The following is a 13,772-nucleotide window of genomic DNA, read 5'->3' on the forward strand; positions in this document are numbered from 1 at the left end:
AGTGTACGGTCGAAGAGGACGGGCCGACAGGGGCGTAGTGGTTCCTGCGTACGATCCCGGCCGCCGGGAGACGCGAGGCCGAGAGAGCCGGGTCCACGCACAGCAGGCCGGGCCGCCACAGGGGGGCATGTGTGGCGGCCGCGGCTTCGCTATCGCGTCAGGCATGGGTCAGGCCACACCCCCCACCGTCTTCTTGCGGCGCAGGGCGTAGAGGCCGGTGCCGGCGACGGCGAGGACGCCGAGTCCGGCCGCGGTCGCCGAGGGGGTGGCGAGACCGCCGCCGCCGGTGTGGACGCCGCCGCTGGGCTTGTCGTGCTCCTTGCTCCAGCCGCCGGACTCCTCTTCCTTCCCGCCGTTCCAGGAGCCCTTGTCGTGCTCACCGCTGTTCCAGGTGTCCTTGTCCTTGTACGTCTCGGGGTCGTACTTGGGGTCCTTGGCCGCGCCGCGGTCGCTGCTGTCGTTCACCGAGGCGAGGGCGCCGCCGCCGGTGTGCACGCCGCCGTGCGGGGAGTCGTGCTCCTCCTTGCCGTGCTCCTTGCCGTGGTCTTCCTTGCCGTGCTCCTTGCCGTACGAGGAGTCCTCCTCCTTGGTGTACGAGGAGCCGTCCTCCTTGTCGTGCTCCTTGCTGTACGAGGAGCTGTCCTCCTTGCTGTACGAGGAGTCGTCGTGGTCCGTGTCACCGGCGGCGTAGGCGCCGGGGGCGCCGATGGCGAGGGCGGCCGAGGCCGCCGCGGTGGCCAGGATCATGCGAGCTGAACGCATCTGATGGTCCTTCCGTCACGACCGGGCAGCCGACGCTCCGTCAGCTGACACGACCCGGCCCGACGTGATCCACCGTCAGTCAGCGAGCCCGGCTCCACCACTCAAGGCGCTCACCCGGGTGAAACGGCCCGCCATCCCGGGGACCCCGCCCCGCCTAGTCGCCTTTCCGGTGACGATCACTCCGACGGAGCAGCGGCGAAACGATTCGCGGGGTGAACGGGGCCCGTCGTCCGGTCATCTCCGAGGGGCTCACACGATCCTGTTGCAGGCCTCGGTCCCTCGGTGGACCTGGGCTTTTCCCGCTACCGCCCCTCATTTCGGCAAGGAGTTCCGCTGTGCGTGTTCGTCGTACGGTGCTCAGCACCCTCGGTTCCGTCGCTCTCGTCCTCACCTCTCTGGGTGCGCTGACGGCCGCCACCGCGGGCCCCGCGGCCGCGGATCCGTGCGGCTTCTACGAGACCGGTTCCGACGCCTTCTACAACCACTGCACGTCGGACGGCTCACGCGTGGTCATCAAGGTCGACGTGGCCTGGGCGGCCGACTACGAGCGGTGTGTCGGTCCCGGCACGTCGTGGCTGGGCTCCGCCGCGAAGATCCAGGGCGCCCACTACACCGGCCGCACCTGCTGACAGGCGCTCACCGCACGGTGCCAGATGTCCGGGGTCCGGGGCGAAGTCGCCCCGGACCCCGGACGTCCGTCCGCCGGCTCGGTGCGGGCCGGCGTGCCGTCAGCGGGCCGGTCGGTCCAGGACGGTCAGCAGCCGGTCGGCGAACTCCTTCGGGGACTCGACGGCGCCGAGGTGGCCGCCCGGGAACTCGACGAGTGCGGATCCCAGCAGCTGCGCGAGGCGCGCTGCCGGTCCGTACAACGGGAGTTGGCGCCTGGAGTCGCGCCCGGCGGCCGGCACCAGCTTGTGGGCCACGGGCCGGAGCGCGACGAGGTCGGGCACGGCCGAGGAGAACGGACAAAGGACACGGCCCAGGAAGACGGGCAGGTTGGCGTGCATCCGGACGGACATCTCCCGGATCTCGGGCGGCAGTTCCGTCGGCCGCGCGGGCGCCTGCCGGCCCGACCCGTCCGCCAGGCCCTCGCCGAACCGGGTCATGGCGGCGTCGACGCCCTCGGCGCGGAAGATCTCGCGCACTTCGGCGAACAGCGCTCGATGCGGGGCGGGATCCTCCAGAAGTCCCAGCAGCGGCGGTTCGTGCGCGACGACCCGGCGCAGCCGCTGCGGGTGCCGGGCGAGCAGATCCACCGCGACGACGGCACCGGAGCTGCAGCCGAACACGACCGCCTCCTCGTCGGGGGAGAGCAGTTCCAGCAGCCGGTGGGCGTCGTCACTCCAGACCGACACCTGTTCGTCGGCGCGGGGAGTGTCCGCGGGGCCGTCGAGCCGACTGCGGGACAGACCTCGCGGGTCGTACGAGACGACCGTATGGCGGGTGGCCAGCTCCGGCGCCATGCCCGCGTACAGTCCGGCGTCCCCGGCGCCGCCGGGGATGAGCAGCAGGACCGGTCCGCTGCCGAGCGTCTCGTAGTGGAGGGTGGCGCCGGGCACTGCCAGCGCGCCGGTCCGGGGCGGGTTCATGGCTTGCTCCAGTCGGTTGTCCGTACGGGGCGAGGGCTCTCGTGCCCTCGACAAGGTGTGCCTAGTATCCCTAGGTTTTTACCTGGCTCAACTAGGTTTTTGATGCGGCCGCCGTCTCTGAACAGCCGGAACGCGCCATGTGTAACTCTGGGTAACCTTTCTCCTGTCGTACAGTCGAAGCCGGGGGAGGAAGACCGGAGAGAGGGGATGGCGTGCCGCTGGAGCCGGTGCGGTTCGCGGTCCTGGGGACCGTCCGGGTGTTTCGGGGGGACGCGGAACTGGAGCTCGGAGGACCGCAGGAACGTGCCTTCCTGGCCCTGCTGCTGGTCGGAGCGGGACGGCCGGTCGCCGTGGGCGAGATCGTCGACGTCCTGTGGGGAGCGGATCCGCCGCGCAGCGCGGTCAATGTCGTCCGGCGCCATGTGGGTTCGCTGCGCCGGCTGCTCGAGCCCGGCCTCGCCGCCCGCGCGGAGGGCCGCTGGCTGGTGCGGGACGCCGGTGGATACCGGCTGGTGACCGACGGTGACTCCTCGGACCTGCTGAGGTTTCGCGCGCTGCGCGAGGAAGGGCGCCGGATCGCGGAGCGGTCACCCGCGCAGGCGCTCGAACTCCTCACCGAGGCGCTGTCGCTGTGGCGCGGACCGCTCGCCGCCGGCCTTCCCGCGCAGGCCCTGGCGCACCCGGCGTTCGACGTGGTGGACCGTGAGCGGCCGGCCGCCGTGCGGCAGGCGGCGGACGCCGCGCTGCGCGCCGGGAGGCCGGAAGCGGTCCTGCCCGAGCTGCGACAGGCCGCGGCGCGGCACCCGTTGGACGAGCCCCTCCAGGCGGGACTGCTCCTCGCCCTGGCGGCGGCCGGCCACCGCTCGGAGGCGCTGGCCGCCTACGAGGCCGTACGGATGCGGCTGGCCGAGGAACTCGGGATCGACCCCGGAGCGGAACTGCGCGACGCGCGCGACGCGGTGCTGCACGGGGTACGGACGGCGGAGGACGCCGAGTCGTCCGGTGAGCCGAGTGGCGTGTCCGAGGAGCCGGGGCCGGACGGTTCCACCCCTCCCGCGCCCGTACCCGCACCCGTACCCGCACCCGCGCCCGCGCCCGCTTCTGCGTCCTCCTTTCCGCTGCCTGCCCAACTGCCCCACGGCACAACGGCGTTCACCGGTCGAGACGTCGAGCTCGACGAGGCGTTCGCGCTGTCCGGCGTCGACGGGTCGCGGCCCGGGGCCGTGGTGATCAGTGCCATCGGCGGTATGGCGGGCGTCGGCAAGACCACGCTCGCGGTGCACTGGGCCCACCGGATCGCCGACCGGTTCCCCGACGGGCAGCTCTACGTCAACCTGCGCGGCTTCGATCCGTCCGGCGCCGTCCTGGACCCGGGGGAGGCCGTCCGGGGGTTCCTCGGCGCGCTCGGTGTGCCGCCGGAACGCGTCCCGCACGGGGTGGACGCGCAGGCCGCCCTCTACCGCAGTGTGCTCGCCGGCCGTCGGGTCCTGGTCGTGCTGGACAACGCGCGTGACACCGAGCAGGTGCGGCCGCTGCTGCCCGGCTCGCCCGGCTGCCTCACCATCGTCACCAGCCGCGACGAACTGCCGGGGCTCGTCGCCGCCCACGGCGCCCACTCCCTGGTCCTGCGCCCGTTCGACGGAGTCCGGGCGCGGGACTTCCTGGTCCGCAGACTGGGCGCGGAGCGGGTCGCGGCCGAACCCCGGGCGGCCGACGAGATCGGCGAACTGTGCGCCGGACTCCCGCTCGCCCTCGCCTGCGTCGCCGCCCGCGCCGCCGCTCACCCCGGCTTCCCGCTCGCCGCCGTCGCCGCCGAACTGCGCGAGGCCCACGGCAGCCTCGACGCCTTCGCCCGCTCCGACGCCTCCGTGGACGTCGGCACGGTGTTCTCCTGGTCCTCGCGCGCGGTCTCGGCCGCGGCCGCCCGGCTGTTCCGGTTGCTCGCGCTGCACCCCGGCCCCGACCTCGCCCTGCCGGCCGCGGCCGCGCTGGCGGGCCTGCCCGTACGCCGGGCCCGGCCGCTGCTGGCCGAGCTGACCGGTCTGCATCTCGTCACCGAACACAGCCCCGGCCGCTACGCCTTCCACGACCTTCTCCGCGCCCACGCCGGCGAACTCGTCCACGAGCGCGACACCGAGGCCGACCGCCGGGCGGCCCTGCACCGGCTGTACCACCACTACCTGCACACCGCCCACAGCGCCGACCGGCTGCTGGCCCCCAACGCCGACCCGCTGCCCCCGCCGCCCGCGCCCGAGGGCGTCCATCCCGAACCCCTCGCCGACGACGACCGCGCGCTGGCCTGGCTCACCGCCGAACACGCGGTGCTGCTCGCCGTGGTCGAGACGGCCGCCGCGTCGGGGCAGCCCGTGCAGGAACGTCTCGCCTGCCAACTGGCCTGGTCCCTGGAGCCGTTCTTCGACCGGCGCGGTCACTGGCACGACGGGCTCACCGTGCAGCGCACCGCGCTCGACGCCGCCCGACGGCTCGCCGACCCCGCCCTGGAGGCCCGCGGCCTGCGCGGACTGGCCCGCGTGGAGGGCCGGCTCGGTCTGCACGCCCGGTCCGTTCCCCGACTGGAGCGGGCCCTGGACCTCTTCACCGGGCTGGGCGACGACACGGGCCGCGCCCACACCCACCGCAGTCTCGGCTGGGAGTGCGACCAGCAGGGCGACCTGCCAGGCGCGCTGCGGCACAACCGGTTCGCCCTCGGCCTGTTCCGTACGCTCGGCGACCGCGCCGCGCAGGCCAGCGTGCTCAACTCGGTCGGCTGGTACCACGCTCTGCTCGGGGACCACCGGCAGGCCCTGACGCACTGCTTCGAGGCGCTCACCATGCTCCAGCAACTCGGCGACCGCTACGGACAGGCCGCCACCTGGGACAGCATCGCCTACGCCCACCACCACCTCGGCCGCCACCCGCACGCGCTCCTCGGCTACCGCAACGCCCTCGCCCTGCTGCGCGACCTGGGCGTGCCCTACGTCGAGGCCGACATCCTCGTCCGGGTCGGCGACACCCACCTGGCCACCGGCGACCACGAGGGCGCCCGTACCGCGTGGGAGGAGGCCCTCGTCCTCCTCAGGGGCCTGAACCACCCCGACGCCGAGCGGGTCGAGGCACTGCTGAACGCACGGGACGGTCACGCCGGTGCCGTCTGACACCCGGCGCCGGCTCGCACCCGCCGCCGGACGACACCCTGGGGCGCAGTGATGCGCTTCGAGGTACTGGGGCCGGTACGGGTGTGGCGGGAGGAACGGGCGGAAGGGGAGCTCGATCCCGGCTTCCCCCAGCAACGCGCCCTGCTCGCCCTGCTCCTGACGCACGCGGGCCGGCCCGTGCCGACGAGCGAGATCGTCGACGTGCTGTGGGCCGAGCGGCCGCCCGCCAGCGCGCTGAACGTGGTGCGGCGCTACGTCGGCGCGTTGCGGCGGCTGCTCGAACCGGGGTTGCCGCCCCGCGCTCCGGGCCGGCGTCTGCTGCGCCGGACCGGCGGCTACCTCCTGGAGGCGGCGACCGACGAGGTCGACCTGCTGCGCTTCCGTGAACTGACCCGGCAGGGCAAGCGGGCGGCGGCCACCGGACGGTCCGGGACGGCGGCCCGGCAGTTCGTCCTGGCGCTGGGGGAGTGGCGTGGGCCGGTGGCGATGGGGATCCCGGCGTCCGCGCGCGAACACGTCCAGTTCACGGCCGTGCAACGGGAACTCCTCGAGACGGCCCGGCTGGCGGCCGACGCGGCGCTGCTGTGCGGCCGGGCCGAGCAGGCGCTGCCCGCCCTGCGCCGGGCCACCGCGCACGACCCCCTCGACGAGCCGCTGCACGCCAGGCTGGTGCTGGTCCTGGCCGCCTGCGGACTCCAGGCGGAGGCGTTGGGGGCGTACGAGGACGTCCGCCGACGCCTCACCCGCGAACTGGGTCTCACTCCGGGCACCGAACTGGCGGCGGCCCACACCCGCGTACTGCGCCAGGACGTCGGACACCGGCTGAAGAGCGGGCCGGTCGCACACCTCGCCCGCCCGATCGACACCACCCCGGCCTCCGCCACCCCGGCCTCCGCCACTCCGGCCCCTGCCACCCCGGCCTCCGCCACTCCGGCCCCCGCCACTCCGGCCCCTGCCACCCCGGCCCCTGCCACTCCGGCCCCTGCCACCCCGGCCTCCGCCACCCCGGCCCCTGCCACCCCGGCCTCCGCCACCCCGGCCCCCGTCGGCCGGGGTGTCGTGGGGGCCGGGCGGCCCGCTCAGCTGCCGTCGGCACCGCCCTCCTTCGTGGGGCGGGTCGTCGAGCTGGAGCGGCTGGAGGGGGCGGCCGGCTCGGCGGCGGGGGTCGTGCTGGTGGGCGGGATGGCCGGGACCGGCAAGAGCACCCTCGCGCTGCACTGGGCACACCGGGCCACCGACCGCTTCCCGGACGGGCAGTTGTACGTGGCGCTGCGCGGCTCCGATCCGGCCCGGCCCGCCGTGGAGCCGGCCGACGCGCTGCGCGGGATGCTCGCCGCGCTCGGCGTGCCCGCACCCCGTATGCCGGACGGGGTGGACGCCCTGACCGGCGAGTACCGCACCCTGCTCGCCCGCCGGCGCGTCCTCGTGGTCCTCGACGACGCCGCCGGCACCGGACAGCTGAGCCCGCTGCTGCCCACCGGGCCGGGCTGTCTGGCGCTGGTCACCAGCCGTCACACTCTGCCCGGACTGGTCGCCTCGGGAGCGCGGCCGCTCCGCCTCGCGCCGCCGTCCGCCGAGGACGCGTACGCGCTGCTGGCCGGGCGGATCGGCGCCGAGCGGGTGGCGGCCGAACCGCGGGCCGCCGACGAGATCGTCGCCCGGTGCGGCCGGCTGCCCCTGGCGCTGGCCGCCGTCGCCGCGCGTGCCGTCGGCCGACGGGACCTCCCGCTCGCCGAGGTGGCCGCCGGACTGCGCGAGGCGCACGGCACCCTCGACGCCCTCGCCGCCACCCGCGAGGCCTTTCTGGGGTCCTACCGGCTCCTCACGCCGGACAGCGCTCGGCTGCTGCGGCTCCTGCCCCGGCACGAAGGACCCGACATCACCCCGGCCGGGGCCGCCGTGCTCGCCGGGCTCCCGGTTCGCCGGGCCCGGCTGCTGCTCGGCGTGCTCGCCGACGCCCACCTGCTGGCCGAACCCGCGCCGGGCCGCTACACCCTCCACGACCTGCTGCGGGTCTTCGCCACGGAACGCGCCGCCGCGGAGGGCCGCCCGCACGGCTCGTGAAGGCGCTGTCACTTCGTTGTCACTCTTTTTGCACATGCGCCGAACTACCGTCCGGACGACGTGACGGACGGTCCCCGGAGGCTACGGCGGAAGATGCCCACTACCAGCAGCAGTACCTGTGACAGCTCCCGCGCTCTCGACCCGCCCGTGTGCCGGACCCGCCTGGGCGTCGAGATCACGACCGGCGAGGAGACGCCGGCCCGGCTGCCGGGCGAGGCGTCCGCGCACCCTGCGCACCGGCTGCTCGCCCGTGACGGCGGCGAGTACCTCTTCGTCGGTCTGCGGACCGGCGCTCGGCCCGACACGGCCGTCGCCGCCCCCGCCGCCCGCGAGCCGCTCGATGCCGCCGGCCTGCGGCTGGCGCCCGGGGACGTCTGCTTCTACGACGTCCACCGCGCGCCCGCGCTCGACTTCCGCGAGCCCTTCAGGGCGACGACGTTCCTCGTCCCGGCCGACCTGCTAGGCCTGGTGGACTCCGACGTGCGGCGGATCGAGCGCAGGCCGGTCGCCCGCGCCTCCCGGCTCGGCACCCTGCTGTCGCCGCTGCTGTCCGACCTGGCCCGCGCCACGGCCGAGGCCCGCCCTCCGGTCGGCGAGATGCTCGCCTGGAACGCGGTGAACCTGCTGGCGACCCTCGCCGCCGAGCAGTTGGGCACAGCGGCACCGGGAACACGCGACACCTCCGGGACGCGCGACACCCCGGGTGCGGCCGGGGCCCCGGGCACATCCGGCGCGCACTCCCCGGTGCTGGGGCGGGTCCTGGAGTACGTCGAACTGCAGCTGACCGACCCGGACCTGTCCCCGGAGGTCATCGCGCGCGCCCACCACATCTCCGTGCGCTATCTGCACAAGCTGTTCAAGGACGAGGGCACCACCGTGGGCCGGTGGATCCTGCGCCGCCGACTGGAGGAGTGCCGACGCGACCTGATGCGCCACGGCCGCGGGAGCCGGACCATCGCGGCCGTGGCCGCCCGGTGGGGTTTCCTGAGCGCCACGCACTTCAGCCGGGTCTTCCGGTCGGCCTACGGCATGTCCCCGCGCGAATGGCGGGACACCGCGGGACGTGCCGCGCGGAGCGGCCGGCGCTGAAAGCGTCCTGGATCCCGGGCCGTTCACCATGGGGAGCGGAACCGTGTTCTCGAATTCCCCTTAGTGGCCGCGGGAATGCCGTGCCCGCCGCTCGACCGGCTTCTGTGCACTGTGAGCACAGCGTCGGTGCGCGGGTGGACACATTTCCTCCGCCCGGCGGATTTAGCGTGACAGGGCAAGACAACGCACATCGAATACAGCAGGAGATGTCATGTCCGACGTCGTCGAGCCGGTCACGCCGGTGCTCGAACCCGAGGCCGCGGCGTTCGCCGAGGCGACCGCCAACCCGCCGTACCTCTTCGACCTGCCGCCGGCGGAGGGGCGCAAGGCCGTCGACGAGGTCCAGTCGGGTGAGATCCACAAGCCCGCGGTCGACGAGGAGTGGATCACCGTCTCCGGCGGTCCCACGGGCAGTGTCCGGGCCCGGATCGTCAAGCCGGCCGGCGCCGAGGGCACCCTGCCGGTGATTCTCTACATCCACGGCGCGGGCTGGGTGTTCGGCAACGCGCACACCCATGACCGGCTGGTGCGCGAGCTCGCCGTCGGCGCCGAGGCCGCGGTCGTCTTCCCCGAGTACGATCTCTCGCCCGAGGCCCGCTACCCGGTCGCCATCGAGCAGAACTTCGCGGTCGCCCGGTGGATCGTCGAGGAGGGCGCGTCCAAGGGCCTGGACGGCGGCCGGCTGGCCGTCGCCGGCGACTCCGTCGGCGGCAACATGACCGCCGCTCTCACCCTGATGGCCAAGGAGCGCGGCGGCGTCCCGCTGGTCCAGCAGGTGCTCTTCTACCCGGTCACCGACGCGAGCTTCGACACCGGCTCCTACCACCAGTTCGCGGAGGGCTACTTCCTGCGCCGCGACGGCATGCAGTGGTTCTGGGACCAGTACACGACCGACGAGGCCGAGCGCGCCCAGATCACCGCGTCCCCGCTGCGCGCCACCACCGAGCAGCTCGAGGGTCTGCCCCCGGCCCTGGTCATCACCGGCGAGGCCGACGTGCTGCGCGACGAGGGCGAGGCGTACGCGAACAAGCTGCGCGCGGCCGGTGTCCCGGTCACCGCGGTGCGTTTCCAGGGCATCATCCACGACTTCGTGATGCTGAACGCGCTGCGCCCGACCTACGCCGCCGAGGCCGCCATCACGCTGGCCGTCGGCACCCTGCGCGACGCCCTGCACGTCTGACCTTCCTCAGGAGGCTTTTCCCATGACCACCCCCACTGTCGTCCTGGTCCACGGAGCGTTCGCGGACGCGGCCGGCTGGTCCGGCGTCATCGCCGAACTCCAGGGCCACGGCGTCCCCGTGATCGCCCCGCCGAACCCGCTGCGCGGCCTCGCCTCCGACGCCGCGTACATCGCCTCGTTCGCCGCTCAGATCGACGGCCCCGTGATCCTCGTCGGTCACTCCTACGGCGGCGCCCTCATCACGGTGGCCGGCACCGCGGAGAACGTCGTCGGCCTCGTCTACGTCGCCGCCTACGCCCTGGCGGAGGGCGAGAGCCTCGGCGAGCTCCAGGGCCGCTTCCCGCTCTCCACCCTGGTCAGCAACCTCAAGCAGTGGACGTACCCGGTTCCGGGCGGCGACCCGGCCGTCGAGGTCACCATCGCCGAGGACGCCTTCCCGTCGGTGTTCGCCGCCGATCTGCCCGAGAGCGTCACCAAGATCCTGGCGGCGTCCCAGCGCCCGCTGGCGGCCGCCGCGTTTGAGGAGACCGCCGCCGCGGCCGCCTGGCAGACCAAGCCGTCCTGGGCGCTGGTCGCCGGTGCGGACGAGGCCATCAACCCCGAGGTCGAGCGCTTCGGCGCCAAGCGGGCCGGGGCGACGATCGTCGAGCTCGACGGCGCCTCGCACGCCGTCGCGGTGTCGCAGCCGAAGGCGGTCGCGGACCTGATCCTCGAAGCGGTCCGCGCGACGAGCTGACGCCCACCGAGAACAGCCGCGCGGACGTGACCCCTGTGCACGTCCGCGCGGCCCGTCAACGGCCTCGCACCCGTCGTACGAGGTCGGCGGCGGCCCCCGGCCACTCGGGGTGGTCGAAGGCGAAGCCCGCGTCGAGCAGCCGGCCGGGGACCACCCGCCGGCTCTTGAGCAGCAGTTCGGTGTCCGAGCGCAGGGCGAAGGCGCCGAGTTCCGCCATCCACTTCGTCGCGGGCAGGCCCACCGGGACCCGCCACGCGCCGCGCAGCGCGCCCATGAACGCGCGGTGGGGGAGCGGGGCCGGGGCGGCCAGGTTCACCGGCCCCGCGAGGTCGTCCCGTCCGACGAGGAACCCGACCGCGCGGACGAAGTCTTCGTCGTGGATCCAGGACACGTACTGACGGCCGCCCGCGACCGGGCCGCCGAGGCCGAGCCGGGCGAGCCGGGACAGGACGTCGAACACCCCGCCCCGGTCCGGGCTCATCACCATCGCGGCCCGCAGCGCCACCTTGCGGGTGTGCGGGGTGTCGGCCGTCTCCTGTTCCCGCTCCCAGGCGGTCGCGATGTCCACGCTGTAGCCCCAGTAGTCCGGGACGCCGGGTTCGGCTCCGCCGATCACGCCGGTGGCCTCGTCGTTGGGGGCGTCGAACCGGTGGGCGTAGACGGTGGCGGTGCTCATCTGGAGCCAGACCCGCGGGGGCCGCGCGGCGGCGGCGATCGCCTCGCCGACGACCCGGGCCGAGTCCACCCGGGAGTCCATCATCGCCCGCAGGTTGTCCGGTGTGTAGCGGCAGCTGACGCTGCGGCCGGCCAGGTTGACCACGACGTCGCTGCCGTCGATCACCTCGGCCCAGGGGCCGAGCGTGCGGCCGTCCCACAGGATCTCGCCGTGGTCCGTGGGCCGTCTGCTCAGCACCGTGACCTCGTGTCCGGCCGCGGTCAGCGCGCGGCGCAGGACGGTTCCCACCTGCCCGGTCCCGCCGGGTAGCACGATCTTCATGAGTAGGGCCCCCTCCTTGTCCGAAGGGGACCCTACTACTATTTTGAACGCGTTCAAAACCTTTCCGGGGTGTGCTTACGCCTCGTGCGCCTCCAGCGCGGCCCGGACCCCCGACTCCAGCGCGCCCTCGATCCACGACGGCTTGACCGAGGTGTGGTCGCCCGCGAAGAGCAGCGGGCCCTCGGCGGAGCGGATGGCGCTCAGCAGCTCGGTGTGCTGACCGGGGAGCAGGACGGACGCCTCCCCGTAGGCGTACGGATCGCGCAGCCAGCTCTGGGTGCGGCCCGCGCCCGTGTAGAAGACCTCGAGGCGCCGGCCGTAGACCTGCTGGAGCCCGCGCAGCGCGTGCGGGTAGCGCGCTTCGTCGTCCAGGGAGTCCCAGCGGGAGGCGTCGTCGGCCCAGCTGTAGGAGGCGAGGACGACACCGCCGGCGCTGCCGGCGACCGGGTGGGACGGGTTGATCATGAACCGGTTGGAGTTGTCGGAGACCGAGCCCCCGCCGACGATGTGCGCCGCCTCGGGCTGTTCGCGGCCCGCCCACCGGTGGGCCGCGTAGTGCACGCGCTGCCCGGCGCTGATGTGCCCGGGCGGCACGGACGGATGCCCGCCGAGCAGACTCCCGTCGTCCGGAGCCCTGCCCGACCGGTAGTCCTCGTACAGCCCCGGCCGCACGGCGTCGAGTTCCCGCTTCCAGTCCGCCTCGTCGAACTCCCACCAGCGGCGGCTGAACTCCAGCAGCACCTTGGTCGCGCTGTCGTAGTGCAGCTCGGCGACGGAACGCCGCTTCTTGTACGACATCAGCGGGCTGATCTGCACCTGGCGCAGCCCCGAGAAGGGCACCGTGACGATCGCGAGGTCGGCGGTGAACTGCTCGCGCACCACCTTGCCGTCGCGCCCCTCGCAGACGGTGTCGATCCACACGTGCGGCCCGTCGGCCCGTACGTGCGAGGTGCTGTCGTCGCCCTGCCGGTCCGGCGCCCAGTACTCGATGTGCGTCACGCGCCGGTCGAGCCGGGTGACGTCGGAGACCTGCTTCAGCAGGGCGTCCGGGAGCGTCGCCGTACCGCCGACCAGCTCCCAGAACTCGGTGTCCGGGCTGATGAGCGAGGCGCTGATGAAGCTGTGGATGAAGGACAGCGGCAGCCGGGAGGTGAGGTTCTCCAGCGTGCCGACCAGGTCGACGGTCCGCTCGTCGAGGCCCGCCTCCTCGGTCAGGAACCGGTACATCGACCAGTCCCCGAACCGCTGCACCACCCGAGCCCAGCCCTGCACCCGCTCCGGCAGCGGCTTGTCCACCCGTTTGCCGTCGGCGCCGCGGGTGCTGAACTCGTCGCGCACCGGGTCCAGGGCCTCCCGCAGGATGGTCGCGGACGGGGTGTCCCAGTACTTCCGGGGCACCCCGAAGGACCGGTTGACCTTGCGCGGCGACCGCGCGTACGCGGAGCGGCGCACCCGCACGCCGTTGACGTGCAGCCAGGCGTTGTTGACGGGCCTGCCCTCCGCGTCGACGTCCACGAGGTGGAACCGGCGTTTCTCGACGCCCAGTTGACGGATCAGGTTCATCACCAGCGGATGGCTGCCGGGGATCCGCATGGCGCCCGCCTCCGCGTACTGCTTCGGGTCGGCGAAGGCCTGCGCGGCGTGCTCGTGGCCGCCGGTGCGGAACGTCTTGATGCGGCCGCCGACCCGGTTGCCGTTGGCCTCCACGAGCGTGACGTGGTGCCCGGCCCGCTTCAGCAGCCAGGCGGCCACCAGCCCGGCGGGCCCGGCGCCGATCACGAGGACCTTCTTCCCGGTCCCGGTCCCGGCGCGGGGCAGTCCGCCGGCGAGGACCTTCTCGTACCGGGGCACGAGCGGCCGGTCGTGCTCGTCCACCACCAGCAGCGCTCGCGCGACGGTGAGACACGTGGCCCGGTCCGCCGTCGGCCTGGGCGGACGGACGGGCTGCTGGGGGAGGGCCGCGGCCGGTGCGGCGGCGGTGAGCGCGGCGGCGGTCGTCGCGGTGGCCGCGGTGGCCGCCGTGAACCGCCGCCGGGAGATCCGGCCGGGGTCGACAGAAGCGGAAGAATTGTCCATGTGCCCTGGATAGGGGCAGGGCGCCGGTGCGGAGACGCGCTCCTGTGGATCATCACCTGAACGTGTAAGCGCACCTCCGGGGAAGTGCTCCCGGGGTGCTTCCGACGCAACGGAAAGGCGAGTG

Annotated in this window: 10 protein-coding genes; 6 read left to right on the forward strand and 4 right to left on the reverse strand. The window is 73.9% G+C overall.

Annotated features, from left to right (window positions below; all coding sequences use genetic code 11):
- Nucleotides 1-168 precede the first annotated feature (168 nt).
- Nucleotides 169-762, reverse strand: a complete 594-nt coding sequence (locus ABT070_RS05310; RefSeq protein WP_351754939.1) for a hypothetical protein — start codon at nt 760-762, stop codon at nt 169-171.
- 335 nt (nt 763-1,097) lie between these two features.
- Between ABT070_RS05310 and ABT070_RS05315 the strand changes: the two genes are divergently transcribed.
- A complete protein-coding gene (locus ABT070_RS05315; RefSeq protein WP_037733872.1) occupies nt 1,098-1,391 on the forward strand; it encodes a DUF6355 family natural product biosynthesis protein in 294 nt (97 codons plus the stop codon).
- A gap of 99 nt (nt 1,392-1,490) precedes the next feature.
- Here the strand turns inward: ABT070_RS05315 and ABT070_RS05320 are convergent, their stop codons facing one another.
- Entirely contained in the window at nt 1,491-2,351 is an 861-nt protein-coding gene (locus ABT070_RS05320) for an alpha/beta fold hydrolase (protein ID WP_351754943.1), read from the reverse strand.
- A gap of 212 nt (nt 2,352-2,563) precedes the next feature.
- Here ABT070_RS05320 and ABT070_RS05325 point away from each other — a divergent pair, with 212 nt between their 5' ends.
- The 5 genes from ABT070_RS05325 (at nt 2,564) to ABT070_RS05345 (ending at nt 10,575) form a co-directional block, all read left to right on the forward strand.
- Nucleotides 2,564-5,506, forward strand: coding sequence for an AfsR/SARP family transcriptional regulator (locus ABT070_RS05325; protein WP_351754946.1), 2,943 nt, complete (start codon nt 2,564-2,566; stop codon nt 5,504-5,506).
- A 51-nt stretch (nt 5,507-5,557) separates the two neighbouring features.
- Nucleotides 5,558-7,570, forward strand: a complete 2,013-nt coding sequence (locus ABT070_RS05330) for an AfsR/SARP family transcriptional regulator (protein WP_351754949.1) — start codon at nt 5,558-5,560, stop codon at nt 7,568-7,570.
- Nucleotides 7,571-7,663: 93 nt separating this feature from the next.
- Entirely contained in the window at nt 7,664-8,659 is a 996-nt protein-coding gene (locus tag ABT070_RS05335; protein WP_351754952.1) for an AraC family transcriptional regulator, read from the forward strand.
- Between the two features lie 211 nt (nt 8,660-8,870).
- Nucleotides 8,871-9,839: an alpha/beta hydrolase gene (locus ABT070_RS05340; protein ID WP_351754954.1), complete on the forward strand. Its 969-nt coding sequence runs from the start codon at nt 8,871-8,873 to the stop codon at nt 9,837-9,839.
- 22 nt (nt 9,840-9,861) lie between these two features.
- The gene (locus ABT070_RS05345) at nt 9,862-10,575 is read left to right on the forward strand and encodes an alpha/beta fold hydrolase (RefSeq protein WP_351754956.1); all 714 of its coding nucleotides are present in this window, start codon (nt 9,862-9,864) and stop codon (nt 10,573-10,575) included.
- 55 nt (nt 10,576-10,630) lie between these two features.
- Here ABT070_RS05345 and ABT070_RS05350 read toward each other — a convergent pair whose 3' ends face one another.
- Both ABT070_RS05350 and lgoX read right to left on the reverse strand, forming a co-directional pair.
- On the reverse strand, nt 10,631-11,572 hold the full coding sequence (locus tag ABT070_RS05350; protein ID WP_351754958.1) for a DUF1731 domain-containing protein: 942 nt from the start codon (nt 11,570-11,572) through the stop codon (nt 10,631-10,633).
- A gap of 75 nt (nt 11,573-11,647) precedes the next feature.
- Nucleotides 11,648-13,648: an L-glutamate oxidase LgoX gene (gene lgoX / locus ABT070_RS05355; protein WP_351754961.1), complete on the reverse strand. Its 2,001-nt coding sequence runs from the start codon at nt 13,646-13,648 to the stop codon at nt 11,648-11,650.
- Between the last annotated feature and the right edge of the window lie 124 nt (nt 13,649-13,772).

The organism is Streptomyces sp. NPDC002884 (assembly GCF_040295245.1).
Lineage (GTDB): Bacteria > Actinomycetota > Actinomycetes > Streptomycetales > Streptomycetaceae > Streptomyces.

Coding starts and splice junctions, on each gene's coding strand:
- ABT070_RS05335 (WP_351754952.1), top strand. CDS start 7,664: ATGCCCACTACCAGCAGCAGTACCTGTGACAGCTCCCGCGCTCTCGAC.
- ABT070_RS05340 (WP_351754954.1), top strand. CDS start 8,871: ATGTCCGACGTCGTCGAGCCGGTCACGCCGGTGCTCGAACCCGAGGCC.
- ABT070_RS05350 (WP_351754958.1), bottom strand. CDS start 11,572: ATGAAGATCGTGCTACCCGGCGGGACCGGGCAGGTGGGAACCGTCCTG.
- lgoX (WP_351754961.1), bottom strand. CDS start 13,648: ATGGACAATTCTTCCGCTTCTGTCGACCCCGGCCGGATCTCCCGGCGG.
- ABT070_RS05320 (WP_351754943.1), bottom strand. CDS start 2,351: ATGAACCCGCCCCGGACCGGCGCGCTGGCAGTGCCCGGCGCCACCCTC.
- ABT070_RS05330 (WP_351754949.1), top strand. CDS start 5,558: ATGCGCTTCGAGGTACTGGGGCCGGTACGGGTGTGGCGGGAGGAACGG.
- ABT070_RS05345 (WP_351754956.1), top strand. CDS start 9,862: ATGACCACCCCCACTGTCGTCCTGGTCCACGGAGCGTTCGCGGACGCG.
- ABT070_RS05310 (WP_351754939.1), bottom strand. CDS start 762: ATGCGTTCAGCTCGCATGATCCTGGCCACCGCGGCGGCCTCGGCCGCC.